Origin of the sequence: Nocardioides sp. W7 (genome assembly GCF_022919075.1) — a bacterium.
Lineage (GTDB): Bacteria > Actinomycetota > Actinomycetes > Propionibacteriales > Nocardioidaceae > Nocardioides.
Window position 1 is genome coordinate 5310750 of sequence record NZ_CP095078.1, and the last position, 25114, is coordinate 5335863.

Annotated in this window: 21 protein-coding genes; 13 read left to right on the plus strand and 8 right to left on the minus strand. The window is 72.7% G+C overall.

Annotated elements, in window-relative coordinates:
* Nucleotides 1-32 precede the first annotated feature (32 nt).
* A complete protein-coding gene (locus MUB56_RS24900; RefSeq protein WP_244929698.1) occupies nucleotides 33-839 on the minus strand; it encodes a biotin--[acetyl-CoA-carboxylase] ligase in 807 nt (268 codons plus the stop codon).
* A gap of 61 nt (nucleotides 840-900) precedes the next feature.
* Here MUB56_RS24900 and MUB56_RS24905 point away from each other — a divergent pair, with 61 nt between their 5' ends.
* The 4 genes from MUB56_RS24905 (at nucleotide 901) to MUB56_RS24920 (ending at nucleotide 5150) form a co-directional block, all read left to right on the plus strand.
* Nucleotides 901-2538, plus strand: coding sequence for an acyl-CoA carboxylase subunit beta (locus MUB56_RS24905; protein WP_244929699.1), 1638 nt, complete (start codon nucleotides 901-903; stop codon nucleotides 2536-2538).
* A gap of 29 nt (nucleotides 2539-2567) precedes the next feature.
* Entirely contained in the window at nucleotides 2568-2804 is a 237-nt protein-coding gene (locus MUB56_RS24910; protein WP_244929700.1) for an acyl-CoA carboxylase subunit epsilon, read from the plus strand.
* A gap of 91 nt (nucleotides 2805-2895) precedes the next feature.
* Complete coding sequence (locus tag MUB56_RS24915; protein WP_244929701.1) at nucleotides 2896-4380, plus strand: glycosyltransferase family 2 protein; 1485 nt, start codon at nucleotides 2896-2898, stop codon at nucleotides 4378-4380.
* Nucleotides 4381-4427: 47 nt separating this feature from the next.
* Nucleotides 4428-5150 carry a hypothetical protein gene (locus MUB56_RS24920; protein WP_244929702.1) on the plus strand — a complete coding sequence of 241 codons (723 nt, stop codon included), beginning with the start codon at nucleotides 4428-4430 and terminating at the stop codon, nucleotides 5148-5150.
* 159 nt (nucleotides 5151-5309) lie between these two features.
* On the opposite strand, the gene MUB56_RS24925 is transcribed toward MUB56_RS24920, so the two are convergent.
* From MUB56_RS24925 to MUB56_RS24935, 3 genes are all read right to left on the minus strand, one after another.
* A complete protein-coding gene (locus tag MUB56_RS24925; protein ID WP_244929703.1) occupies nucleotides 5310-6416 on the minus strand; it encodes a response regulator transcription factor in 1107 nt (368 codons plus the stop codon).
* 70 nt (nucleotides 6417-6486) lie between these two features.
* A complete protein-coding gene (locus MUB56_RS24930; protein WP_244929704.1) occupies nucleotides 6487-7509 on the minus strand; it encodes a glycoside hydrolase family 6 protein in 1023 nt (340 codons plus the stop codon).
* Nucleotides 7510-7539: 30 nt separating this feature from the next.
* The gene (locus tag MUB56_RS24935; RefSeq protein WP_244929705.1) at nucleotides 7540-8970 is read right to left on the minus strand and encodes an MFS transporter; all 1431 of its coding nucleotides are present in this window, start codon (nucleotides 8968-8970) and stop codon (nucleotides 7540-7542) included.
* Between the two features lie 92 nt (nucleotides 8971-9062).
* Here MUB56_RS24935 and MUB56_RS24940 point away from each other — a divergent pair, with 92 nt between their 5' ends.
* Both MUB56_RS24940 and MUB56_RS24945 read left to right on the plus strand, forming a co-directional pair.
* Nucleotides 9063-9623 (plus strand): TetR/AcrR family transcriptional regulator, encoded by a 561-nt coding sequence (locus MUB56_RS24940; RefSeq protein WP_244929706.1) that lies wholly within the window; start codon nucleotides 9063-9065, stop codon nucleotides 9621-9623.
* Between the two features lie 31 nt (nucleotides 9624-9654).
* Nucleotides 9655-10260 (plus strand): Maf family protein, encoded by a 606-nt coding sequence (locus tag MUB56_RS24945; RefSeq protein WP_244929707.1) that lies wholly within the window; start codon nucleotides 9655-9657, stop codon nucleotides 10258-10260.
* Here the strand turns inward: MUB56_RS24945 and MUB56_RS24950 are convergent.
* The 3 genes from MUB56_RS24950 to MUB56_RS24960 all read right to left on the minus strand — a co-directional run bounded on the left by MUB56_RS24950 (nucleotide 10184) and on the right by MUB56_RS24960 (nucleotide 13274).
* Complete coding sequence (locus MUB56_RS24950; protein ID WP_244929708.1) at nucleotides 10184-10747, minus strand: GtrA family protein; 564 nt, start codon at nucleotides 10745-10747, stop codon at nucleotides 10184-10186. The two genes, MUB56_RS24945 and MUB56_RS24950, sit on opposite strands and share 77 nt — an antisense overlap.
* Before the next feature lie 62 nt (nucleotides 10748-10809).
* On the minus strand, nucleotides 10810-12054 hold the full coding sequence (locus tag MUB56_RS24955; RefSeq protein ID WP_244929709.1) for a sugar phosphate nucleotidyltransferase: 1245 nt from the start codon (nucleotides 12052-12054) through the stop codon (nucleotides 10810-10812).
* Between the two features lie 44 nt (nucleotides 12055-12098).
* Nucleotides 12099-13274 carry an acyl-CoA dehydrogenase family protein gene (locus MUB56_RS24960; RefSeq protein WP_244929710.1) on the minus strand — a complete coding sequence of 392 codons (1176 nt, stop codon included), beginning with the start codon at nucleotides 13272-13274 and terminating at the stop codon, nucleotides 12099-12101.
* A gap of 212 nt (nucleotides 13275-13486) precedes the next feature.
* Here MUB56_RS24960 and MUB56_RS24965 point away from each other — a divergent pair, with 212 nt between their 5' ends.
* From MUB56_RS24965 to MUB56_RS24995, 7 genes are all read left to right on the plus strand, one after another.
* Nucleotides 13487-15271 (plus strand): biotin carboxylase N-terminal domain-containing protein, encoded by a 1785-nt coding sequence (locus MUB56_RS24965; RefSeq protein ID WP_244929711.1) that lies wholly within the window; start codon nucleotides 13487-13489, stop codon nucleotides 15269-15271.
* A 201-nt stretch (nucleotides 15272-15472) separates the two neighbouring features.
* A complete protein-coding gene (locus MUB56_RS24970) occupies nucleotides 15473-16669 on the plus strand; it encodes a hypothetical protein (protein ID WP_244929712.1) in 1197 nt (398 codons plus the stop codon).
* The gene (locus tag MUB56_RS24975) at nucleotides 16666-17322 is read left to right on the plus strand and encodes a hypothetical protein (RefSeq protein ID WP_244929713.1); all 657 of its coding nucleotides are present in this window, start codon (nucleotides 16666-16668) and stop codon (nucleotides 17320-17322) included. Before MUB56_RS24970 ends, MUB56_RS24975 begins: the two co-directional genes overlap by 4 nt.
* Nucleotide 17323: 1 nt before the next feature.
* Nucleotides 17324-18514 (plus strand): hypothetical protein, encoded by a 1191-nt coding sequence (locus MUB56_RS24980; protein ID WP_244929714.1) that lies wholly within the window; start codon nucleotides 17324-17326, stop codon nucleotides 18512-18514.
* Nucleotides 18515-18530: 16 nt separating this feature from the next.
* Complete coding sequence (locus tag MUB56_RS24985; RefSeq protein WP_244929715.1) at nucleotides 18531-19007, plus strand: PH domain-containing protein; 477 nt, start codon at nucleotides 18531-18533, stop codon at nucleotides 19005-19007.
* On the plus strand, nucleotides 19004-20527 hold the full coding sequence (locus MUB56_RS24990) for a PH domain-containing protein (RefSeq protein ID WP_244929716.1): 1524 nt from the start codon (nucleotides 19004-19006) through the stop codon (nucleotides 20525-20527). The genes MUB56_RS24985 and MUB56_RS24990 overlap by 4 nt, the downstream gene beginning before the upstream one ends.
* A gap of 10 nt (nucleotides 20528-20537) precedes the next feature.
* Nucleotides 20538-23924, plus strand: a complete 3387-nt coding sequence (locus tag MUB56_RS24995; protein ID WP_244929717.1) for a pyruvate carboxylase — start codon at nucleotides 20538-20540, stop codon at nucleotides 23922-23924.
* Nucleotides 23925-24026: 102 nt separating this feature from the next.
* Here the strand turns inward: MUB56_RS24995 and MUB56_RS25000 are convergent, their stop codons facing one another.
* A complete protein-coding gene (locus MUB56_RS25000; protein WP_244929718.1) occupies nucleotides 24027-25073 on the minus strand; it encodes a saccharopine dehydrogenase NADP-binding domain-containing protein in 1047 nt (348 codons plus the stop codon).
* Nucleotides 25074-25114 lie beyond the last annotated feature (41 nt).

Here is a 25114-nt window from a genome sequence, read left to right on the forward strand (position 1 = left end):
CGTGGACGGGAACCGACGGCTGACCGGGAGGCTCAGCCGACGGCCCGCACGTGCACGACGTCGCCGGCCCCGACCGGGGTCGGACCGTCCGGTCCGTGGACCACCAGACGACCGCCGGGGTCGATCGAGGCCGCCCGGCCGAGCAGCGCGTCGCCGCCCGGGAGCTCGACCCGGACGTCGCGACCGAGCGTCACGCACGCGGCGGTGTACGACGCCAGCAGCCGCTCGGCACCGGGCTCGCCGCCGGCCTGCCAGGCGTCGTACTCCTCGCGGAACGCGCCGAGCACGTCGATGAGGACCGCGGCGCGGTCCGGCCGGTCACCCGACTCGAGGGCCAACGAGGTGGCCGTCGGCACGGGGAGCTCGTCCGCGGCCAGGGTGACGTTCAGGCCGACGCCGACCACGGCGGCCGGGCCGTCGGGGGTCTCGACCCGTTCGACGAGGATCCCGGCGACCTTCCGCTCCCCGATGAGCACGTCGTTGGGCCACTTCACCCCGGCGTCGTACCCCCGCGCCCGCAGCGCCCCGCCGATGGCGTAGCCGGCGAGCAGCGGCAGCCAGGGCCAGGACCGGGCGGGCACCGTCGGTCGCAGCAGCACCGAGAACAGCAGTGCCGATCGCGGCGGCGTCTGCCAGGTCCGGTCGAGCCGGCCGCGGGCGGCCGTCTGGTGCTCGGCGACGACCACGAGCCCCTCGGGAGCGCCCGAGCGGGCCCGGGCCACGACCTCGGCGTTGGTCGAGGTCACCTCGTCCACGACCTCGATGCGCAGGCCGAGCGGGAGGTCGGTCGAGAAGTCGGTCAGCAGGTCGCGGTCCAGCGGCGGACGGTCGCGTGACATGTGCCACGCCGGATCAGGGCTCACGGGCACTACATTGACCCACGGCCCTGCACGGAAGCCAATGAGGAGACGAGCACCAGTGAGCGCACAGCCCGGCGAGGGAACCGACGTCCCCGACGACATCGACATCCACACCACGGACGGCAAGTTGGCCGACCTCGACCGACGGCTCGACGAGGCGGTGCACGCGGGCTCGGCGAAGGCGGTCGAGAAGCAGCACGCCAAGGGCCGTCAGACCGCCCGCGAGCGGATCGAGCAACTCTTCGACGAGGGCTCCTTCGTCGAGCTCGACGAGCTGGCCCGGCACCGGTCGACGGCGTTCGGCCTGGAGAAGACCCGTCCGTACGGCGACGGCGTGATCACCGGCTACGGCACCATCGACGGCCGCCAGGTGTGCGTGTTCTCCCAGGACTTCACCGTCTTCGGCGGCTCGCTGGGCGAGGTGTACGGCGAGAAGATCACCAAGGTGATGGACCTCGCGATGAAGACCGGCTCGCCGATCATCGGCATCAACGAGGGCGCCGGCGCCCGCATCCAGGAGGGCGTCGTCTCGCTCGGCCTGTACGGCGAGATCTTCAAGCGCAACGTGCACGCCTCGGGCGTGATCCCGCAGATCAGCCTGATCATGGGCAACTGCGCCGGCGGCCACGTCTACTCCCCCGCGGTCACCGACTTCACGATCATGGTCGACCAGACCTCGGCGATGTTCATCACCGGACCCGACGTCATCAAGACCGTCACCGGCGAGGACGTCACGATGGAGGACCTCGGCGGCGCCCGGACCCACAACACCAAGTCCGGCAACGCGCACTACATGGCCTCCGACGAGGCCGACGCGCTCGAGTACGTCAAGGCGCTGCTGGCCTACCTGCCGCAGAACAACCTGGACGAGCTGCCGTCGTACGACGAGGTCGCGGACACCGGCTTCTCGGACCTCGACCGGACCCTCGACACGATCATCCCGGACTCCCCGAACCAGCCGTACGACATGCACGACGTGCTGACGGCCATCCTCGACGACGAGGAGTTCCTGGAGGTCCAGGAGCTGTTCGCGCCCAACATCATCGTCGGCTTCGGCCGGGTCGAGGGCACCCCGGTCGGCGTCGTGGCGAACCAGCCGATGCAGTTCGCCGGCTGCCTGGACATCGACGCCTCCGAGAAGGCCGCGCGCTTCGTGCGCTTCTGCGACGCGTTCAACATCCCGGTGTTGACCTTCGTCGACGTGCCCGGCTTCCTGCCCGGCACCGACCAGGAGTGGACCGGCATCATCCGCCGCGGCGCGAAGCTGATCTACGCCTACGCCGAGGCCACCGTCCCGCTGGTCACCATCATCACCCGCAAGGCGTACGGCGGCGCGTACGACGTCATGGGCTCCAAGCACCTCGGCGCCGACATCAACCTGGCCTGGCCGACCGCGCAGATCGCGGTGATGGGCGCGCAGGGCGCGGCCAACATCGTGCACCGCAAGACGCTGGCGAAGATCGAGAAGGACGGCGGCGACGTCGAGGCCAAGCGCGCCGAGCTGATCGACGAGTACGAGACCACGCTGGCCAACCCCTACATCGCCGCGGAGCGCGGGTACATCGACGCGGTCATCACGCCGCACGAGACCCGGGTCGAGATCGTCCGGGCGCTGCGGCTGCTGCGCTCCAAGCGCGAGACGCTGCCCGCCAAGAAGCACGGGAACATTCCGCTGTGACCGGACACTCGCCGACGAAGGAGGCCTGAATGTCCGGAACAGAAGACAGCGCGAGCGCAGCGAGCTCGGTGCCGTTCCTCCGCGTCGTAGACGCACACGCGACGCCGGAGGAGGTGGCCGCGATCGTCGCGGTCCTCTCCTCCCTCGGCGGCGGCGCGCCCGCGCCGAAGCGGCCGGTCCCGGCGTGGGCGGCCCGGCACCGGCAGGTGCGGCGTACCCTCCCGCACGGCCGGGGCGGCTGGCGCGCCAGCACCCTTCCGGGGTGAGTCGCGAGCAGGTGCGCCCTCCAGGTCGTCTTGCGGAGAAGTTCGGGCTTCCGCTGTGAGTTCTTGAGGGTCATTGGACACACTGATGCCCATGAACGCTCCGCATGGCGGCCCCGACGGGTCCTCGGTCGCCCCCTCCTCGGATGTCGAGCAGCCCTACGTCCGGGCGCACGACCCGCACCTGGCGGCGTACGCCGACGAGTTCCTCGACGCCGTCGAGGAGCTCCCGACGCTGCGTCCCACCGTCGGCTGCATCATCCCCGCCTACAACGAGGCGGAGACGATCGGCGGCGTGCTGGACTCCCTCCTCCAGCAGACCCGGCTCCCCGACGCGATCCACCTGGTGGTCAACAACACCAGCGACGAGTCGGTCGAGATCGCCAGCCACTACGCCGGCCCGCACACCCGGATGACGCCGACCGGCGAGCAGAGCACCGTCATCTACGTCCACGACATCGGCAAGAACCCCGACAAGAAGGTCGGCGCGCTCAACTACGGCTACTCGCTGGTCGAGCACATGGACTTCCTGCTCGGCGTCGACGGCGACACCACCCCGGAGCCGGACGCGATCCAGCACCTGGTCGACGAGATCGCCAGCGACGACCGGATCGGCGGCATCTCCGCGATCTACTCGATCGACGACAGCGCCCTCGACGGCCCGATGGCGAAGTTCCTCATCGCGGGCCAGCGGGCGCAGTTCTCCGCGTTCAACATGCAGAACCTGCTCAAGGGCCGCAACATGGCGGTTCTCGGCGGCCAGTTCTCCATGTTCTCCACCCAGGCCCTGCGCGACGTCATGCGCGACAGCCACCAGCGCACCCCGTGGGTCAGCGACTCCGAGGTCGAGGACTCGCTGCTGTCGCTGCAGATCAAGAGCGCCGGCTACCTCACCAAGATCTCCGCGCGGGCCCGAGCCCACGTCGGCGGCATGGACACCCTGCGCTCGCTGGACGCCCAGCAGGTCAAGTGGAACTTCGGCGCCATCGACCTGATGTGGCCCGGCCAGCGCGGCGACACCAAGGGCCAGCCGTTCCACCCGAACCTGCGGCTGCGCTGGTTCGAGCACATGTCGATGATCGTCAACATCACGACCCGCTTCGCGTTCGTGGTCATGCTGGCCGCCTCGCTGTCGATCAGCGCGTTCGTCTTCAGCCCGTGGTGGCTGATCCCGCCCGTCTGCGCGGTGTGGCTGAACTTCCGGGTCGCGCACTCCATGGAGTTCGCCAACAGACGCGACTACCTGTTCGTGCTGCTCGTCTTCCCGGCCGAGCTCTACATGGTGATCCGGATGGGCCACTTCGCGCGGGCCTGGACCAAGTTCTTCAGCAACCAGCAGACCGACAACTGGGCTGCTCAGGCCAAGGCCGAGCGCGGCAAGGGCATCGCGTGGCTCTACCCCTTCGTGGTCGCGACGTTCTTCTTCCTGGTCTTCTTCGCCATCTGGCTGCAGCTCCCGATCGACGCCCAGTCCGACGTCCTGGCCGCCTGCTGGCCGGTCCTCGGAGTGATCACCGTCCTGCAGACCGCCTGGATGCTCATCAAGGCCAGCAAGCGCTACCGCGGCTACCAGGCCTGACCCGCTCCCCCCGCAGCCCCCACCCGCAACTCGCACAGGAGACTCCCATGCACCGCGCCCGCCGCCCGCTGGTCGCCGTTGCCGCCGTCGCTCTCTCGGTCCTGCTCTCGAGCTGCTCCGCGATCGGGGACCTGACCGGCGGCGGTGACGACCCCGTCGAGGCGGAGTCGCCGTCCGCGACGCCCACCGAAACCGTCTACGACTCGCAGTTCACCCGCGACGGCACCTTCCAGTCGCACATCGACGTCAACGGCGTCGACTTCGTCTACAACATGTACCCCACGAAGGCGACGCCGCGGACCAATGAGTGGTTCCCGCGCGGCAACAAGTACTTCTCGTTCACCCTCGGGGCCTACGACCTCGACCGCGACCTGCGCGACCCGTTCAAGACCAAGCGGAAGGTCTACCTGGACCGGATCAAGGTGACCTCCCGGACGGTGCTCAAGGACGGTTCGGCGGGCACCGACCGTCCCTACGAGCTGAACGCCTCCGCGAAGAAGATCACCTTCGACCCCGAGCCGGTGAGCACGAAGTACGGCATGCTCATCACCTCGCCCAAGGGCGCCTTCGAGCTGCGCAACCAGCAGATCGGCGAGATGGCGCCGGACACCCGCGGCGTCAACCTGTCCTTCCGCGCGACCGTGTGGATCGAGAACTCGGCGGGCTCGGGCACCTTCTTCAAGCAGACCATCAAGCAGGAGGTGCCGATCGCGATCTTCGCCTCCGAGGAGGAGACCGTGGTCGCCGACATCCCCGTCAACGCGGGGTAGCGAGGACGCGCCAGCGGATTCGCTGACGGAGGTCGAGCGGAGCCGCGCGACCGAGGCGTCGTCCTGAGTAGACGCGAGGAACGAGCGTCGTATCGAAGGGCACGAGGTCGCGACGTGCGTGTCGAGACCTCGACCTGAGTACGCGAACCGTCTCGCCCGCTACGAACCCTCGGCCATCCGGAAGCCGACGCCCCGGACCGTCTCGATGAAGCGGGGCGCCGCTCCGTCGTCGCCGAGCTTGCGCCGGATGTTGGCGACGTGAACCTCGACCGACCGCTTGTCGGCCTCGTTGACGAAGTACGACGTAACGTACTGCTGACCGCGCATGGTCAGCACCAGGTCGGCCTTGCTGCGCACCCGACGTCCGGTCTCCATCAGGGACGCCAGCAGGTCGAACTCGGCGCGCGCCAGGTCGACGCTCGCCCCGTTGACGGTGGCGATCCGGGTCTCGGCGTTGAGCGCGAGACCGTTGAACCGGAGCCAGCCGCCGCCCGAGGCGGGCTGCTGCGGGGCGGCGGGCTGCTGCTGCACGGGCGGCGTGGGAGCCCGCTGCGCGGGCGGCGCCGGAGGGGCGGGCGGCGGCTCGTACGCCGGCGGGGGCTCGTACGACGGCTGCTGCGGGTGCGGCGGCTGGTAGGCCGGCTGCACCGGAGCGGGCGGCTGGTACGCGGGCGGCTGCGGAGCCGGGGCCTGCTGGGCCGGGACCGCCGCAGCCGGAGGCCGGTGCTGCTCCGCGGGCGCGCGGCGGTTGCCGCCCTCGGAGGAGGCGACGCCACCAGAGCCGTCGGCGAGCTCCCGGGCGGCCGCAGCCGCCCAGGACTCCGGCGGCGGCTCCGGAGCGGGGGGCGGCGGAGGCGCCGCGGCGACCTTCGTGGGCACGTCGCCCCGGGCGCGCGGTCGGCGCAGCATCGAGTCGGCACGGGCCCGGAGCTCCCGGGGGCGGAACGGCTTGACGAGGTAGTCGTCGGCGCCCGCCTCGAAGCCCTGCACGACGTCGATCTCGTCGCCGAGCGCCGTGATCATGATGAGGTACGTCGAGCTGAACTCGCGCAGCCGCTTGGCGACCGCGAACCCGTCCATGCCCGGCATGTTCACGTCGAGGGTGGTGATCAGGGGATTGTGCGCCCGGACGGCATCGACGCCCAGGTGGCCGTTCTCGGCAACGACCGTCGTGAAGCCCGACTGGGTGAGCACGATGTCGATCAGGTCGCGAACGTCCGGATCGTCTTCGATGATCACCGCGGTCCAATCGCTGCCCGCATCCATGGCTGGAGCCTAACAACGCCAAGCACGTGGTGCCGCCCTGCGGTCGGAGTGGTGCGCCGTCGGCTCGGCGCTACCAACCGGAGGTGCGGGCGATCTCCGTGACCCGGTCCGCCCAGAAGTCCCCGGCGGCCGGACCGCCGTTGCACTCGCCGTCGCTCTCGCCGGGTGGCTTGACCCACAGGTAGGCGTCCAGCCGGGTGCCGTCGTCGACGTACCCGGGCTTCTCCCCGAAGGCCCGTCCGGAGGGGTTGCACCACTCCTCGCTCGCGCCGTTGCCGTTGCGGCCCCGGTCGATGACGTAGTGGACGTCGCCCCCGATCAGCTCGACGAGCCGCTCGGCGTAGGCCACCTCGTCCTCGTCGGGCTGGAAGTTGGACACGTTGGTCGCGAACCCGCGGACGCTGGCGACGCCGACGTCCTTCAGCAGCGGCGCCAGGTCCTCGGGGCGGATCCAGTCGGAGTGGCCGCCGTCGACGTACGTCGTGACCCCCGCCTCGCGCAGGCTGTCGACGGCTGCCGCGAGCAGCTCGACGCGCTCGGAGCGGCTGTCGCAGTCGATCGCCGAGGCCAGGGCGTCGGGCTCCAGGATCACCACGGCGGAGTCGCCGGCACCGGCGGCGTCGGCGATCTCGTCCACCCACGGGCCGTACTCCTCGGCGGAGAGGCCGCCCGCGGAGAAGCCGCCCGTGCAGTCGCGGTCGGGGACGCCGTAGACGACGAGGACCGGGACCTCGTCGGCCTCGTCGGCCGCGGCGACCAGCTCGCTCACGTGAGCGCCCACCTGGCCGGCCGGGAACTCCTCCGGCGTCAGCCAGATCCCCTGCGGGATCTCGGCGAGTCGCTCGAAGATCTCGGCGCTCGCGGTGTCGCCCTCGGCCGCGGCCTGCTGGGCCGCCTGGTCGGCGGTGCTGCCGGGCTCGACGAACTGTGCCCGGGCCAGGAACGGGTTGTCGCGCTGCGGGTCCAGCGCGAACGGGCCCCAGTGCTGCGAACGGGCCACGACCACCACCACCAGTCCTGCGACGAGCGCGAGCACGACCGCGCCGGCGAGGACGCGGGGCCGTCGGGAGGGTCGGTTGTCGGTCCGGTCCACTCCTCCATCATGCCGGTGCGCCCCGCCCCGTCACCGCCGGGCCGCCCTCCCGGGAGCGAAGAGGGCCGCGAGCAGCGCCACCGCGACGGCCGCCGCGCCGGTGAGCAGCGCCGGGCCGACCGCGCCGTCGTAGCCGACCGGCGAGATCTCGCCGCCGTTCCCGAGGAAGACCGCGGTCAGCAGCGCGACGCCGAGGGCGACGCCGAACTCGCGGACGGTGGAGTTCGCCGAGCTGGCGATCGCGAAGTCGCTGTCGGGCAGCCCGTCGAGGACGGCGGTCGCACTCGGCGCGAAGGTCAGGCCCATCCCGATGCCGGCCATGGCGAGCGGCAGCACGAAGCCGCTGTACGGCTGGGCGTTCTCGGTGAGCCAGGCGAACCAGACCAGCGACGCCGTCTGCAGGGCCAGACCGGTCACCAGCAGCGACCGCAGGCCGGTGCGGCCCGAGATCGCGCCGGCGATCGGAGCGACGACCATCGGGGCGGCCGTCCACGGGAGGGTCCGCAGGCCGGCCTCGAAGGGGCTGTAGCCCTGCACGACCTGGAGGTACTGCGAGAGCAGGAAGACCGCGCCGAACATCCCGATGGTGAAGGTCAGCCCGATCGCGTTGGCGACGGCGAAGCCACGGGACTCGAAGAGCCGCAGCGGGAGCACGGCGTGGCTGCGACCGCGTGCCCAGACGAGGTACGCCGGCACGAGCAGCCCGGCGACCACCAGCGGGCCGAGCACGGCCGGGTCGGTCCAGCCGTCGTCGTTGCCGTGCACGATGCCCCAGATGCCGAGGAACACTGCGCCGCCGAGAAGCAGCGTGCCGACCGGGTCCAGGCGCTGCCAGGTGCCTCGGGCCTCGGGCACCGCGAGCAGCAGCAGAGGTACGGCGACCAGCGCGACCGGCACGTTGAGCCAGAAGATCGCCTGCCAGCTGACGCCCTCGACCACGGCGCCTCCGATCACCGGGCCGAGCGCGACCCCGAGTCCGGCGACGCCGCCCCAGATGCCGATCGCGGCGGCGCGCATCGCGGGCGGCACGGCCGAGGCGAGCAGGGTCAGCGACAGCGGCATGATCGCGGCGGCCCCGAGGCCCTGGACCGCGCGAGCGGCGATCAGCGCCTCGCTGGTGCCGCTGAGCGCGCCGGCGACCGAGGCGAGGGTGAACACCGCGATGCCGGCGAGCATCACCCGCCGGCGACCGAGCCGGTCGCCGAGGACGGCGGCCGGGAGCATGAAGGTCGCGAAGGTGATCGTGTAGGCGTTCAGGAACCACGACAGCTGGGCCACGCTCGCGCCCAGGTCGGCACGGACCACCGGCAGCGCGGTGGTCAGCACCAGGTTGTCGAGGGTGGCCATGAACATCGGCAGGGACGCGGCGACGACGGCGACCCCGGCGGGGACGCGGCGGCGCGGCGCGACCGGCGGTGGCTGGACGCCCCCAAGGTCGGGGGCGGTGACGGTGCTGGTCATCGCGGACTCCTCAAGGCTAGAAGGCATTGAATGATTACTTAGGTCAAGACGCTAAGTAATCAAGTGATAATCTGTCAACCATGACGAGCCGGATGACTGCCGAAGACCGCCGCGAGCTCGTCCTCGACGCGGCGACCCGCGCCTTCGCCCAGGGCGGGTACGCCGGCACCAGCACCGACAAGGTCGCCCGCGAGGCCGGGGTCTCGCAGCCCTACGTCGTCCGGATCTTCGGCACCAAGCTGGAGCTGTTCCTCGAGGTCTTCGTGCGCGCGACCGACCGGGTCCGGGTGGCCTTCGAGGAGGTCCTCGACGACGGCGACTTCGACCCGAACAGCGACGCCGACCGCGACCGCCTGGGCCTGGCCTACACGGCGCTGCTCACCGACCGGGACCTGCTGCAGGTGATGATGCACGGCTTCTCCGGCGGCGGGAACGACGACATCGCCCGGGCGGCCCGGAGGTGCATGGCCGGGATCTTCGAGACCGTGCAGCGCACCGGCTGGTCCGAGGACGACGCCCGCAACTTCGTCGCCCACGGGATGCTCATGAACGTGATGCTGTCGATGCGCGCCCCCGAGCACCTCGACGAGCACCCGTCGCTGGCCACCCTCGCCGCCTGCACCTTCGGCGACGGGCTGGAGTTCCTGCGCTGAGCCGCCCCCGGCGCGCCGTACCCTCGCCCAGGTGACCACGCTCGTCCTCGCCTCCGCCTCCCCCGCCCGCCTCGCCACCCTCCGCAGCGCCGGTGTCGACCCGGTCGTGATCGTGAGTGGCGTCGACGAATCGCAGCTGACGAACCTGCCGCCGGCGGAGCTCGCCCTGCGGCTCGCCGAGCTGAAGTGCGCTGCGGTCGCGGCGCGCGACGACGTACCGTCCGGTGCGCTGGTGCTGGGCTGCGACTCGGTCCTCGAGCTGGACGGCGAGGCGCTCGGCAAGCCCGCCGACGCCGACGACGCCGTACGACGGTGGCGCGCGATGCGCGGGCGCAGCGGGGTGCTGCGCACGGGTCACTGCCTGCGCGACACCGGCACCGGGCGGGTCGTGGCGGCCACCGCCTCGACGACCGTCCACTTCGCCGACGTCGACGACGACGAGATCGCGGCGTACGTCGCGACCGGCGAGCCGCTGCACGTGGCGGGCGCTTTCACCATCGACGGCCTCGCGGGCGCGTTCGTCACCCGGATCGACGGCGACCACCACAACGTGGTCGGGGTCAGCCTCCCGCTGCTCCGGGAGCTCGTGGCGGAGCTGGGGCACGCCTGGACCGCTCTGTGGTCGCCCCGTCGTTGAGCAGGTCGCCGAGCCCGTCGTCCGGGAGATAGAGGTCGTTCAGGTTGATCGGCCGGCGGAACACGTAGGTCCGGAACAGGTAGAACCGGGCGCCGAGACCCAGCACCAGGCCGATCACGTTGGCCGCGATGTTGTCGGAGACCGGGTCGTCGAGCCCGAGCACGTCGCGACTGACGCTCAGGCAGGCGATCGGCAGCAGCATGGTGACGACGTTGATCAGCACGAACGCCGACAACCCCCCGTCGGCGTGCGTGGTCGGCCGGTCGCGGAAGGCGTAGTTGCGACTGCCGTGGTAGCTGATCACCATGCCGACGGAGTTGGCCAGGACGTACGCCGGGATCGGCTGGTCGCCGAGCAGCGCCGGCAGGCCCGGGAAGAGCCCGTGGACCAGCACGTTGAAGAGGAACAGCGCGACCAGCGTGGCCAGTCCGCCGACAGCGAGGAACCGGCCCGCTTCGACGAGGAGGCGCTGCCACCGGCTGGACACGCGCTCATGCTAATCGGCCGATGCCTTGGTCCCGCGCTCAGCCGTCGACCCGCGTGGCGGCCTCAGGCGGTGGTGCCCGGCTCCAGGCGACTCCCGGAGGCGAGATGGACCCCGGCGCCGACCACCGAGTCGCGGCCCACGACGGTCACCGCATCCGGGTCGTCGAGGGCCGGCACGCCGGGGTCGCCGACGACCGCACCCTCCTCGAAGGTGCAGCCGGTGTCCACGATCGACCAGGCCACCCGGGCCCCGGATCGCACCACGGTGTCGGCCGCGAGCACGGAGTCGAGCACCTCGGCGCCGGACTCGACGACGACGCCGGGGCCGAGCACGCTGCGGCGTACCGTCCCGCCCACGGTCGCGCCGGGGCTGAGCATCGAGTCGGCGACGACGCCACCCTCCAGGACCCGCGCCGGCCGGCGCTGCGGCTGCCGGGTCAGGATCGGCCAGCCCGGCACCCCCAGGACGCCCTGGTCGTCGACCAGCAGCTCGCGATGGGCGCGCAGGTAGAGGTGCGGCTGGCCGAGGTCGCGCCAGTAGCCGCCCAGGTCGTGCGCGACGACCTTCCCCCGCTCGACCAGCCGCGGCAGCAGGTGGTCGCCGAAGTCGCCGAGACCGGTGTCGCCCGGCTCGGAGCCGACCTCCGGGTCCGCGGAGAGCTCGACGTGGAGTGCGTCGAGCACCTCGACCAGGACCCGCGGGTCGTAGACGACGATCTCGGTCGCGATCGCGTCGCTCGCCGGCTCGTCGGGCTTGTACGCGAAGCCGGTCACCCGGCCGTCGCCGTCGACCTCGACGACGGCGTGGTCGGCGGGGTCGTCGCCCTCCGGCGCCCGGGTCGTCACCACCGTGCACTCGGCACCCAGGCGCCGGTGGGTCTCGATCGCGTCGGTGTAGTCGAACCGGTAGACGTGGTCGGCGCTCATCACCACCAGTACGTCGGGCGCCTCGGCGGCGATCTGGTCGCGGATCCGGTAGAGCTCGTCGGCGTTGCCGCGCGCGAACCCGTCCTCGTCGAGGCTGCCGGAGCCCTGCTGCGGCATCAGCAGCCGCAGCCCGCCGCGGTTTCGATCCAGGTCCCACGGCCGGCCGTTGGCGACCTGCTCCTCGAGCGTCGAGCCCTGGAACTGCACCGAGAGCCACACGTCGGTGATGCCGCTGTGGGCGAGGTTGGAGAGCGGGAAGTCGACCAGCTGGAAGACCCCCGCCACCGGCAGGGCCGGCTTCGCCCGCTCCCGGGTCAGCACGTCCATGCGTCCGCCTGCACCGCCGGCCTGGATGATGGCGAGCACGCGTTCCCGGGTCATGCCGATCGTTACCCGGCCGAGCGGCGACTCACTCGCTCGACGGGTCACTCGACGGGCAGGCCGAGCCCGCGCGCGATGAGCATCCGCTGCACCTCCGAGGTGCCCTCGCCGATCTCCAGCACCTTGGCGTCGCGGTAGAGGCGGGCGACGGCGTACTCCTCCATGAAGCCGTAGCCGCCGAAGACCTGGGTGGCGATCCGGGTGCCGGTCACGGCGGACTCGGTGGCGTAGAGCTTGGCGATCGCCGCGGCCTGCTTGAAGCCCTTGACCGGGGCGCCCGCGTCCTTCATCGCCGCCGCCTTGTACGTCAGCATCCGACTGGCCTCCAGCATCACCTGCAGGTCGGCGATCCGGAACGCGACGCCCTGCTTGCGACCGATGGGGCCACCGAAGGTCTGTCGCTCGCCGGCGTACTGGACGGTGAGGTCGAGGCAGGCCTGGAGACAGCCGACCGCGAGCGCCGCGATCGCGACCCGGCCGTCGTCGAGGGTCGCGAGGAACTGCGCGTAGCCGCGACCGCGGTCGCCGAGCAGGTTGGCCTCCGGCACCCGGACGCCCTCGAAGGTGAGCGGGTGGGTGTCGGTGGCGTGCCAGCCGAGCTTGTCGTAGGCCTTCTCGGCGGTGAAACCGGGCGTGCCGGCCGGCACGATGATCGCGCTGAGCTCGGGGCCGCCGTCGGCCCGCTCGCCGGTGCGCGCCGTGACCGTGACCAGGCTGGTGAGCTCGGAGCCGGAGTTGGTGATGAACTGCTTGGCGCCGTCGATGACCCACTCGCCGTCGTCGAGCACCGCCCGGGTGCGGGTCGCGCCGGCGTCGGACCCGGCCCCGGGCTCGGTCAGCCCGAAGCCGGCGAGCCGCCGACCGGCGACCAGGTCGGGCAGCCAGGTCTCGCGCTGCTCCGCCGTGCCGTACTCCAGCAGCGGGGTGATCCCCAGGCCCACGCCGGCCTCCAGGGTGATCCCCATCGACTGGTCGACCCGGCCGATCTCCTCGATCGCCACGCACAGGCTGGTGAAGTCGCCGTCCTCGCCGGCGCCGCCGTACTCCTCCGGGGCGGTGAGCCCGAAGAGCCCGAGGGCGCCCATCCTCGCCACCACGTCGACCGGAAAGTGATGGTCGCGGTCCCACTGAGCGGAGTACGGCGCGATCTCCGCCTCGGCGAAGTCGCGCACGCTGCGGCGGAACTCCTCGTGCTCGCGGGACAGCTCGAAAGTGCTCATCCGGGCATGCTAACCCCGCAGGTTAATGCTTGTTAACCTCCGGAGACGACCGCTTCCGGCTGCTCCCGCGGACCGGATTGTCCCCGGGCAAGGCCATGCTGTGTGAGATCCGTGACGGCGAGCACCCCCGAGACCCGGCTAGCCTCCGGCGGGCGGGCGATAGCCTGCCCGCGACGATCAGCCTCGCAGCGCCACCTCACAGGAGTGTCACAGTGCCGGGAACGAAGCCTCTGCAGAAGGTCCTCATCGCCAACCGCGGCGAGATCGCGGTCCGGGTGATCCGGGCGTGCAAGGACGCCGGCATCGGGAGCGTGGCGGTGTACGCCGACCCCGACCGCGACGCCATGTTCGTCCGGCTCGCCGACGAGGCGCACTCCCTCGGCGGCGCGACCCCGGCCGAGTCCTACCTCGACATCGCCAAGATCATCGCGCTCGCCGAGAAGACCGGCGCGGACTCGGTGCACCCCGGCTACGGCTTCCTCGCCGAGAACGCCGACTTCGCCCAGGCCGTCATCGACGCCGGGCTGACCTGGATCGGCCCCCCGCCCGCGGCCATCGAGGCCCTGGGCGACAAGGCCAAGGCCAAGCACATCGCCCAGAAGGCGAACGCCCCGCTGGCCCCCGGCACCAAGGACCCGGTCAAGGACGCCGACGAGGTGGTCGAGTTCGCGAAGGCCAACGGCCTGCCGGTCGCGATCAAGGCCGTCTTCGGCGGCGGCGGTCGTGGCCTGAAGGTCGCCCGCACGCTGGAGGAGATCCCCGACGCCTACGAGTCCGCGGTCCGCGAGGCGGTCACCGCCTTCGGTCGCGGCGAGTGCCTCGTCGAGAAGTTCCTCGACCAGCCGCGCCACGTCGAGACCCAGTGCCTGGCCGACCAGCACGGCAACGTCGTGGTCGTCTCGACCCGCGACTGCTCGCTGCAGCGCCGCCACCAGAAGCTGGTCGAGGAGGCGCCCGCGCCGTTCCTCACCGAGGACCAGGTGCAGCGCCTCTACGCCTCCTCCAAGGCGATCCTGAAGGAGGCCGGGTACGTCGGCGCCGGCACCTGCGAGTTCCTGGTCGCCAAGGACGGCACCATCTCCTTCCTCGAGGTCAACACCCGCCTCCAGGTCGAGCACTGCGTGTCCGAGGAGGTCACCGGCATCGACCTGGTGCGCGAGATGTTCCGCATCGCCGCCGGCGAGGAGCTCGGGTACGACGACCCCGAGATCCACGGCCACTCGATCGAGTTCCGGATCAACGCCGAGGACGGCGGCCGCAACTTCATGCCCGCCCCGGGCACCCTCTCCGCGTGGAGCCCGCCGCAGGGCCCGGGCGTCCGCCTCGACGGCGGCTACGAGAACGGCGAGACGATCCCGGGCTCGTTCGACTCCCTGATCGCCAAGCTGATCGTCACCGGCCGCGACCGCACCCAGGCGCTGGAGCGCAGCCGCCGGGCCCTCGACGAGTTCGTCGTTGACGGCATGCCCACGGTCATCCCGTTCCACCGCACGATCGTCAGGGACCCGGCGTACGTCGGCGCCTCGACACCGTCCGGCGAGGGCGAGTTCACGGTCTACACCACCTGGATCGAGACCGACTTCGACAACACCATCGAGCCCTACTCCGGCGACGCGGGCGAGCCCGACGAGGCCGCCGAGCGGCAGACGGTCGTCGTCGAGGTCGGCGGCAAGCGGCTCGAGGTCGTCATCCCCGCCGGTCTCGGCGGCCTCTCCGCCGGTCCCGCGGCGAGCGCCAAGAAGCCCAAGCGGGCGGGCGGCAAGAAGGCCGGCGCCGCGGCGTCGGGCGACGCGGTCACCAGCCCGATGCAGGGCACGATCGTGAAGATCGCCGTCGAGGAGGGCCAGGAGGTCGCGGAGGGCGACGTCGTCGTGGTCATGGAGGCCATGAAGATGGAGCAGCCGCTGAAGGCCCACAAGGCCGGCACCGTCACCGGCCTGCAGGCCGAGGTCGGCGCGACGGTCACCAACGGAGCGGTCATCTGCGAGATCAAGTGAGCAGCAGCGAGCGAGGAACGAGCTCGCTGCGTGGGCTCGCGCAGGTTGAGCGAGCCCACGGCTGAGCCCGCGAAGCCGTGACGGCGAGTCGAAACCGACCCGGCTCCCCCAGCTGGATTCACTGGATCGGCTGACTCGGCCGTCTCGTGAGGCGCGTCGCAACCAGGACTGACCACCGTCAGGACGGGGAAGGAACCCGCCGTGCCCGCCGCCTCGACCGACCGCCCAGCCGAGGCCGACACCGTCGAGGGCATCGCCGCCGCGCTCCGCGACGACCCGGTGCTGGTCCACGAGGCGCTGGGCAACGGGCGGACCGAGGAGGTCCACGCCGGCCTGAGCGACCTCGTCGGCGACCTCGCGGACGCCGGCGTGCCGGCGTACGTCGCTCTCGTGCAGACCCCGAACGTCCAGCTCGCCGGCCAGGACTCGAGCGACGACCTGCTCCGGCTGGTCCACGCCGAGCTCGACGAGCCCGGCGTCTACGTGGTCAGCACCCCGGCGGGGCAGACCGCTGTGGGGACCTACGGCGTGCCGCTGGAGGCCGTCTACCTGAGCCTGGGCCGCTACGACGCCCTGGAGCACGCCGTGGCGCCCCTGGCGGAGGGCGACTTCGTCTCCGCGGCCGGGCAGGCGGCGGTGTTGCTGAGCGTGGCCGCCGACGACGACCAGTCCCTCAGCGCCGACCAGGTCGGCGACCTGGTCGCCGGCGGTCCCTGGCTGGCGGAGTACGGCGAGGAGCCGATGGGCTACGAGCTCGCCGAGGCCCACGGGGAGCCCCTGACCACGGCCGTCGTGGCCATCGCCTGCGCCCTCACCGCGGCCACCGTCGGATGGCGGCTGCTGCGCGCCCGGGCCGCGCTGGCCACCGAGCGCCCCGAGCCCCGCGGGAAGCGCCCCGAGCGCGCAGCGCGCCCCGAGCGCGGCGCGCGCGCCGACGCCACGGTCGCGTCGGTCGCGTCCGTCGCCCGGGAGGCGCGGTCCGCGGTCAAGGCCCTGCGTCGCGAGATCGACCGCAACCTCACGCTGGTGCCCGACGAGGCCTACGGGTGTCTCGAGGCCGCCGAGGACCTGGTCGGCTCGTCCTCGCGCCTGGAGGTCCTCGGCGCGCTGGTGCTGGCCGAGCAGGGATCGGCCCGGCTCCGCGGTGACGCGCTGCCGGTCCGGTGCTACTTCGACCCGCGGCACGGCCCGCGGGCACGGACCGCCACGGTCTCCGGCGTCTCGCTGCCCGCCTGCGCGGCCTGCGCGGCGGCGGTCGCCGCCGGTCGGGAGCCCGAGTCGCTGAGCGTGGACCGGGGCACCCGGCCCTACTGGCGCGACGACTCGATCTGGGCCGAGACCGGCCTCGGCTCCCTCGACCCCGAGCTGTGGCGCCTCGTCACGGAGGGCGCTCGATGACCGGGCGGCTGCGCGACCTGGTCGTGGCCGTGCTCATCGGCGCTCTGGGCGCCGTCGCCGGGCTGGCGGCGTACGACGTCTGGCGCGACCAGCGCGCGCCCGCGCTCGCGCCGGTCGGCGATCGTGTGCAGCGCGCCGCCGACGCGCTGGCGGACGGGGACCGGGTCTACGTCGCGGCGGACGCCCACGACCTGGTCCCGCCCGACGTGGAGGAGCGGCTGGAGACCCTGGCGGCCGATTCGGCCATCCCCGTCTACCTGGTGGCCTGGGAGGCCAGCCGGGAGGCGGGCTACGGCGGGATCTGGGACGCCGCCGGCCAGCTGCAGCGGCTGGTCGACGAGGAGGCCGTCTACGTGATCTACCGGGGGCCCGGGGACGGGCTGATCACCGACAACGTCGACGGCGGGCTCGAGGGTGACGTCCCCGACGACTTCAACGGCGACGCGGCGCGCCGGCTGGAGGAGATCCTGACCGCGATCGGGGAGGTCCGTCGCAGTCCCGGGGACGACTGGAGCTACTGGGGCGGCCCGCTGGGCGTCGCGGCGGCGGGGGCGATCATCGCCGGCGGGGTGATCTCGGTCATCCTGCTCCTGGTCGGGCTGGTCCGGCTGGCGCTCGGGCGCAGATTCCGGATGGTGGGGACATGGTGGTGACATGGTGGTGACGACGACCGACGACCTGCTGGCGACCATCTGGTCGGCCCTGGACAGCACCGGGGTGTGGGTCTCCCCCGAGCTCGCCCCCGCGATCTCGCCGGCCGACCTGGCCGCGATCGAGGACGCGGTGGCCGACTCCCCGGTGCCGATCTTCGTGGTCGTCCAGCGGCTGGCCGACGGGGACGCCTTCGGCGGTGAGCCCGAGGAGCTCCTCACCCAGCTGCACGACCGCTACGACGCCGACGGCCTCTACCTCGCGCCCCGGTTCTACGGCAGCGGCACCGACCAGCTCACCCTCGTCGACCGCTCCTGGGGCACCGCCCTCGAAGCGCGCGACGCCGTCTCCGTGGCCGAGCACCGGCACGGCGACGGCGAGGGGAAGGTCGACGACCTCGGTGTGTTCCTCGCCGACACCACCCGGCTGCTCGCCGACGGCACCGCCGCAGCCGCCTACGAGGAGGAGGTGGTGCCGACCTACACGAGCACCGCGCCGTCCTCGCCCGAGCCCACCGGCCCGGCCGACTCCGGGGACGGCCTGCCCGCCGCGGGCGTGGTGGGCGCAGGCCTGGTGCTGGCCCTCGCGCTGGTGGCGGTCGCGCTCGCCGTACGCCGGCGCCGTACGCCGCGCACGTTCACCCTGCCGGCCTCGGTGGTCTCCCAGGTGCGCGAGGCGCAGGCCGACCGGATCGAGCAGCAGGCCCGGGGCCTGGTGCTCGAGCTCGGCGAGGCGGTCCGCAGCTCCGACCTGGACAAGAGCGACGACACCGAGGCGTGGCAGGCCGCCCTCGACCACTACGACGGCGCGACCCGGGTGCTCGACGGGGCCGACGACCTCGCGCTGCTCGACGCGGTCGGCGCCCTCGTCCTGGCGCGCCAGGGCCGGGCGGCCCTCGACGCGGCGAACTCCGGGAACGCGTTCCAGCCGCTGCGGCTGTGCTACCTGAACCCGCTCCACGAGAGTCCGGGCCGGACCCCCATGCGCCTGGAGCAGGGCGGCCACACCCTCGACGTACCCGTGTGCCGCTCCTGCCGCGCCGACCTGAAGGCCGGCCGCGACCCGGACGCGCTGCGGGTCGAGCGCAGCCGGCGGGCGGTCCTCTACGTCGACTCCGGCGTCGAGCCGTGGGCGTCGTCCGCCTACGGCGCCCTCGGCACCAGCCTGGTGAGCGCGCTGCACCGTCGGCCGTGACCCGTAGGGTCACAGCGTGACCCTGCGCGCGCCCTCCCACCGGGTCAGTCCGCGGGCGCGCTGGTTGTGGGCCGCGGGCGCACTCGCCCAGGTGGCGGTCGTGGTGGTGGCGCTGGTGGTCCTCGAGGCCGTGACGGCGCTCGACCTGACCTGGTGGGTCTGGGCGCTGGTCGGCGTCGCGCTGGCGTCGTACGTCCTCGTGATGCCGCAGTGGCGCTTCCTCGTGCACCGGTGGGAGATCACCGAGAGTGCGGTCTACACCCAGACCGGCTGGTGGGCCCGCGAGCGCCGGATCGCGCCGATGTCGCGGATCCAGACCGTCGACCACGTCGAGGGCGCCCTCGCCCGGCTGCTCGGGCTGGCGACGGTCACGGTGACCACCGCGTCGGCGGCGGGGGCGCTGGAGATCGCCGGCCTCGACGCCGAGCGGGCCCGGGAGCTGGTCGACGAGCTGACCCTGAAGGCGGACGCCGTCGAGGGCGACGCGACGTGAGCCAGCCCGAGGCCGACGACTGGCAGCGCCTGGACCCTCGGATGCTGCTGGTGCACCCGATCCGCGAGGTGGTGCGCTTCCTGCCGGCCCTGCTCGCGCTCTTCGTGGCCGGTTCGGCGACCGACGGCGCCGCCTGGCAGTACCTCGGCGTGCTGGTGCCGGTGGCCCTCGGCGTGCTGCGCTACCTGACCACCAGCTTCCGGATCAGCCACGGTCGGGTCGAGCTGCGGCGCGGCCTGCTCAGCCGGCACGTGGCGTCCACCCCGCTCGACCGGGTCCGCACCGTCGACCTCACCTCGCCCCTGACCCACCGGCTGCTCGGCCTGACCACCGTGCGGATCGGCGCCGGGACCGCCGACGACGGCGGCCTCGACCTCGACGGCCTGCCGGTGGAGCGGGCGCGCGGGCTGCGCGCCGAGCTGCTCCGCGAGGCCCCGGCCGCTGCGGACACCGCACCGCCGTCCGCCGCGTCCGACACCCTCCGGTTCGACCCGCGGTGGGCACGCTTCGCCCCGCTGACGAGCACCGGCGTGGTGATCGGCGCGGGCGTCCTCGGTGTCGCGGCCCAGGGGTGGAACGTCCTCGGCGGACCGGTCGTCGTGGACGTCGACGACCTGGCCGACGGCGCGGCCCGGGCCTCGGTCTGGGCCGCGGTGCCGATCCTGGCCGCGGCCGTCCTGGTGACGATGTCGGCGCTGGCGGTCGGCGGTTACCTGGTCACGTGCTGGGGCCTCACGCTGCGCCACACCGGCCGGTCCTGGCACCTGTCCCGCGGCCTGGTCACCACCCGCGAGACGACCATCGACGACAGCCGGCTGGCCGGCGTCACGCTGGGCGAGCCCGTCGGGCTGCGGCTCGCCGGAGGCAGCCGACTCAGCGCGATCGTGACCGGCGTCGACCGCGGCGAGCGGGGCAGCGCGCTGCTCGTCCCGCCCGCCCCGTACGCCGTCGTGGCCGACGTCGCCGCGCGGGTGCTGGGCACGGCCGGCCCGATCTCCGGGCCCCTGGTGCCGCACGGCCCCCAGGCGGTACGACGCCGCTGGAGCCGAGCGCTCAGCCCCGTGCTGCTCGTGCTGGCCGGGACCGCCGCGGCGGTCGCGACCGGGGCGCCGACGTGGCTGCTCGCCGCGCCGTTGCTCGCCCTGCCGGTCGCCGCCGCGCTGGCCGCCGACCGGGCGCGTGCCCTCGGCCACGCACTGGTCGACGGTCGGCTGGTCGCCCGCTCCGGCAGCCTGACCCGGCGCCGGGAGGTGCTGGGGACCGGGCACGTCATCGGCTGGACCTTCCGCGACACCTGGTTCCAGCGCCGGTCCGGGCTGACGACGCTGGTCGCCACGACCGCGGGGGGACGCCAGGCGGTCACGCTGCCCGATGTGCCCCACGAGGAGGCGGTGCGGGTCGCGGACGCGGCGATCCCCGGGCTGGTCGCGCAGTTCCTCGACACGGGGTCGTCCCGCAGGGCTGAACATCCTGTGAGACGGGTGTCACGAGGTGGCGGCAACCCCCTGCCGTCCGGATAGCGTTGCGCCCATGTTCTCCAAGGTGCTGGTAGCGAACCGCGGCGAGATCGCGGTCCGGGCGTTCCGGGCGGCGTACGAGCTCGGGGCGCGCACGGTGGCGGTCTTCCCCTACGAGGACCGTTGGTCCGAGCACCGGTTGAAGGCCGACGAGGCCTACGAGATCGGCGAGCGGGGCCACCCGGTGCGCAACTACCTCGACGCCGAGGCGATCGTCGCCACGGCGGTCCGCGCGGGCGCGGACGCGGTCTACCCCGGCTACGGGTTCCTCTCGGAGAACCCCGGCCTGGCCGAGGCGTGCGCCAACGCCGGCATCACCTTCGTCGGCCCGACCTCCGAGGTGCTGGAGCTGACCGGCAACAAGGCCCGGGCGATCGCGGCGGCCAAGGCGGCCGGCGTACCGACCCTGGCCTCGGTCGAGCCCGGCACCGACGTCGCGACCCTGGTGGCCGCGACCGAGGGCATGCCGTACCCGCTGTTCGTCAAGGCCGTCGCCGGCGGCGGCGGGCGCGGCATGCGCCGCGTGGACGACCCGAAGCAGCTGCCCGAGGCCGTCGAGACCTGCATGCGCGAGGGGGAGGCCGCCTTCGGCGACCCGACCGTCTTCATCGAGCAGGCCGTCGTCGACCCGCGCCACATCGAGGTGCAGATCCTCGCCGACGGCGAGGGCAACGTGATCCACCTCTTCGAGCGCGACTGCTCGGTGCAGCGCCGCCACCAGAAGGTCATCGAGATCGCGCCCGCCCCCAACCTCGACCCCGAGCTCCGGATGCGGATGTGCGCCGACGCCGTGCGGTTCGCGAAGGAGATCGGCTACCGCAACGCCGGCACGGTGGAGTTCCTGCTCGACCCGCACGGCAACTACGTCTTCATCGAGATGAACCCGCGCATCCAGGTCGAGCACACGGTGACCGAGGAGGTCACCGACGTCGACCTGGTCCAGTCGCAGCTGCGGATCGCCTCGGGCGAGACGCTCGCCGACCTCGGGCTCACCCAGGAGAGCATCGTGCTCCGCGGCGCCGCCCTGCAGTGCCGGATCACCACCGAGGACCCGGCCAACAACTTCCGCCCCGACACCGGCGTGATCACGACGTACCGCTCCCCCGGCGGCGGCGGCGTTCGCCTGGACGGCGGCACCGTCTACACCGGCGCCGAGGTCTCGGCCCACTTCGACTCGATGCTGGCCAAGCTCACCTGTCGCGGCCGCACCTTCGACAAGGCCGTCGAGAAGGCCCGCCGCGCCGTCGCCGAGTTCCGGATCCGGGGCGTCTCCACGAACATCCCGTTCCTGCAGGCCGTGCTCGACGACCCCGACTTCGCCTCGGGCAACGTCACCACCTCGTTCATCGAGACCCACCCGCAGCTGCTCCAGGCGCGCGGCTCCGGCGACCGCGGCAGCAAGCTGCTGACCTACCTCGCCGAGGTGACGGTCAACCAGCCGCACGGCAAGGCACCGGTCAGCCTCGACCCCGCGTCCAAGCTGCCGCCGACCAACCTCGAGGTCCCCGCGCCGTCCGGCACCCGCCAGCTGCTGCTGGAGCTCGGCCCGGAGGCGTTCGCCCGGCGGCTGCGGGAGCAGAACGACGTGGCCGTCACCGACACCACGTTCCGCGACGCCCACCAGTCGCTGCTCGCCACCCGGGTCCGCACCAAGGACCTGCTCGCGGTCGCTCCCCACGTCGCCCGTACGACGCCCGAGCTGTGGTCGCTGGAAGCCTGGGGCGGCGCGACGTACGACGTGGCGCTCCGCTTCCTGGCCGAGGACCCGTGGGAGCGGCTCGCCGCGCTGCGCCAGGCGGTGCCGAACATCCAGCTGCAGATGCTGCTGCGCGGGCGCAACACCGTCGGCTACACGCCGTACCCCACCCGGGTGACCGACGCCTTCGTCGAGGAGGCGGCCGCCACCGGGCTCGACGTGTTCCGGATCTTCGACGCCCTCAACGACGTCGAGCAGATGCGCCCGGCGATCGAGGCGGTGCGCGCGACCGGCACGACGCTGGCCGAGGTGGCGCTCTGCTACACCGGCGACCTGTCCGACCCGGGCGAGCGGCTCTACACGCTCGACTACTACCTGAAGCTGGCCGAGCGGATCGTCGAGGCCGGCGCGCACGTGCTGTGCATCAAGGACATGGCCGGCCTGCTCCGCGCGCCCGCCGCCCGCACCCTGGTCACCGCGCTCCGGTCCAACTTCGACCTGCCGGTGCACCTGCACACCCACGACACCACCGGCGGCCAGCTCGCGACCCTGTCCGCCGCGATCGACGCGGGGGTCGACGCCGTCGACGCCGCGACCGCCTCGATGGCCGGTACGACGTCGCAGCCGCCGCTCTCGGCGCTCGTGTCCGCCACCGACCACAGCGACCGCGAGACCGGCCTCTCCCTGGCCGCGGTCAACGCACTCGAGCCGTACTGGGAGGCCGTACGCCGCGTCTACGCGCCGTTCGAGTCCGGCCTGACCTCCCCCACCGGCCGGGTCTACCGCCACGAGATCCCCGGCGGCCAGCTCTCCAACCTGCGCCAGCAGGCGATCGCGCTCGGCCTCGGCGAGAAGTTCGAGCAGATCGAGGACATGTACGCCGCGGCGAACGACATCCTCGGCAACGTCCCCAAGGTGACCCCGTCCTCGAAGGTGATCGGCGACCTGGCCCTGCACCTGGTGGCCGTCGGCGCCGACCCGGCCGAGTTCGCCGAGAACCCCGGCTCCTTCGACATCCCCGACTCCGTCATCGGCTTCCTCAACGGCGAGCTCGGTGACCCGCCCGGTGGCTGGCCCGAGCCGTTCCGCACCAAGGCGCTCGAGGGCCGCACCTGGAAGGCGCCGGCCGAGGAGCTCACCGCGGAGGCCTCCGAGAGCCTGGCGGGCTCCTCCGAGACCCGCCGTCGGACTCTCAACGAGCTGCTGTTCCCCGGCCCGACGAAGACGTTCGCCGAGGCGCGGTCGGCGTACGGCGACACCTCGGTACTGCCCACGATGGACTACCTCTACGGCCTGCGCCGCGGCGACGAGCACGAGGTCGAGCTCGACGAGGGCAAGACCCTGCTGGTCGGCCTGCAGTCGATCAGCGAGCCCGACGAGCGCGGGTTCCGCACCGTGATGACGCTGCTCAACGGCCAGATGCGCCCGGTCAGCGTGCGCGACAAGAACATCGCCGCCGAGGTCGCCGCCGCCGAGAAGGCCGACACCGCCAAGCCCGGCCACGTCGCCGCCCCGTTCCAGGGCGTCGTCACCATCGTGGTCGCCGAGGGCGACAAGGTCGCCGCCGGCGACACGGTCGCCACCATCGAGGCCATGAAGATGGAGGCCTCGATCACGGCCCCCGTCGACGGCACCGTCGAGCGACTCGCGCTCTCCGGGACCCAGGCCGTGGACGGTGGGGACTTGGTGCTGGTGCTCTCCTAGGAGGTCGCCAGCACCGACGCCCCGGCCGCGTGGCCGGGGCGTCGCTGTCCGGGTCGGCTCGACCTCGCTGGCGACCTCCGGGGGCGCAGGACCATGGATCGGCTATCGCCGTGTTGCCCACCCTTGCCGGTCGGACCGGATCGCGATGGCACCGGCCTCTCGCTCCAGGGTGGCGAGTACGGCGGCGGCGTCGAACGCCTCACCGGGCGCGGCGACGCCAGAGCCCCGGTGGCGACCGTCGAGGAGTCGGACGGCGCCTTCGACGACGATCGGCGCGGTGACCGCGTAGATGTCGCGCCCGGTCGCACTCGTCCGGCGGGTGTCGGAGCCGCGGCGTACGACGACGTCCACGACGAACTGCTGGGCCGATCGTCCGTGCTCGTCGGTGGCGGCCGGCCCCGGCGTCGCGGAGTCGTGGAGGTCGTCGAGCGGGGCGGTGTTGAGGTAGGAACGAAGCTCGCCCACGTCGAGGTGGTGATCGATCGTGATCACCTCGGAGAACGGCAGCTCCACGACCGACTGGTCGCCGAGGGGCGACGGGTAGGACCAGGTGCAGGATGGTGCGGGACTCTCCAGCGCGGTGAGCACCCCGCCGCGGATCACCAGGCGGGTCGCAGTGTTGCGCGCCCCGGTGGCTCGGGTGCCGGCGGTCGGCCACCAGCGGTCCAGGCCGATGGCGACCTCGACCTCGTCGGCGCGCGAGCCACCGTCGAGCGCGGCCGTGACCAGCAGGTCGGCAAGACCCCCGTAGAAGGCCATGGCGGGGACGACGACAACGCCCGCGGCTCGCGCAGGGCCGTCGAGGTCGCGGTAGAGCGCCTGCACGACCGGCTGCTCGGCGGTGACGTCAAGATAGTGGGCGCCGGAATCGACCGCAGCCTGAGCGAGAGGCACAGCGGTGTCGAGGAACGGCCCGGCGCAGTTGACGACGGCCCCGGCACCGGCCACCGCCTGCCGCAGCAGGCCGGGATCGTCGACGCCGACCACCCGCCGGTCCAGGCCGGCGTGCCGGGGAGGGACGGCGGCCAGGCGTTCGGCACTGCGGCCGGCCAGTACGGGCGTGAGCCCGCGGCGCAGCAGCTCGTCGACGACGAAGCGCCCCGTGTGACCGGTGGCGCCATAGACAAGGACTCGATCGGTTGCGTTCACGAGCCCATCGTCAGGCGCTGCGCCGGTCCGGGACGAGCGTC

What these genes read in the sequence shown, in the direction of transcription:
- MUB56_RS24900 (WP_244929698.1), bottom strand. Translation starts at nt 839, where the DNA reads ATGTCACGCGACCGTCCGCCGCTGGACCGCGACCTGCTGACCGACTTC.
- MUB56_RS24905 (WP_244929699.1), top strand. Translation starts at nt 901, where the DNA reads ATGAGGAGACGAGCACCAGTGAGCGCACAGCCCGGCGAGGGAACCGAC.
- MUB56_RS24910 (WP_244929700.1), top strand. Translation starts at nt 2,568, where the DNA reads ATGTCCGGAACAGAAGACAGCGCGAGCGCAGCGAGCTCGGTGCCGTTC.
- MUB56_RS24915 (WP_244929701.1), top strand. Translation starts at nt 2,896, where the DNA reads ATGAACGCTCCGCATGGCGGCCCCGACGGGTCCTCGGTCGCCCCCTCC.
- MUB56_RS24920 (WP_244929702.1), top strand. Translation starts at nt 4,428, where the DNA reads ATGCACCGCGCCCGCCGCCCGCTGGTCGCCGTTGCCGCCGTCGCTCTC.
- MUB56_RS24925 (WP_244929703.1), bottom strand. Translation starts at nt 6,416, where the DNA reads ATGGATGCGGGCAGCGATTGGACCGCGGTGATCATCGAAGACGATCCG.
- MUB56_RS24935 (WP_244929705.1), bottom strand. Translation starts at nt 8,970, where the DNA reads ATGACCAGCACCGTCACCGCCCCCGACCTTGGGGGCGTCCAGCCACCG.
- MUB56_RS24940 (WP_244929706.1), top strand. Translation starts at nt 9,063, where the DNA reads ATGACTGCCGAAGACCGCCGCGAGCTCGTCCTCGACGCGGCGACCCGC.
- MUB56_RS24955 (WP_244929709.1), bottom strand. Translation starts at nt 12,054, where the DNA reads ATGACCCGGGAACGCGTGCTCGCCATCATCCAGGCCGGCGGTGCAGGC.
- MUB56_RS24960 (WP_244929710.1), bottom strand. Translation starts at nt 13,274, where the DNA reads ATGAGCACTTTCGAGCTGTCCCGCGAGCACGAGGAGTTCCGCCGCAGC.
- MUB56_RS24975 (WP_244929713.1), top strand. Translation starts at nt 16,666, where the DNA reads ATGACCGGGCGGCTGCGCGACCTGGTCGTGGCCGTGCTCATCGGCGCT.
- MUB56_RS24980 (WP_244929714.1), top strand. Translation starts at nt 17,324, where the DNA reads ATGGTGGTGACGACGACCGACGACCTGCTGGCGACCATCTGGTCGGCC.
- MUB56_RS24995 (WP_244929717.1), top strand. Translation starts at nt 20,538, where the DNA reads ATGTTCTCCAAGGTGCTGGTAGCGAACCGCGGCGAGATCGCGGTCCGG.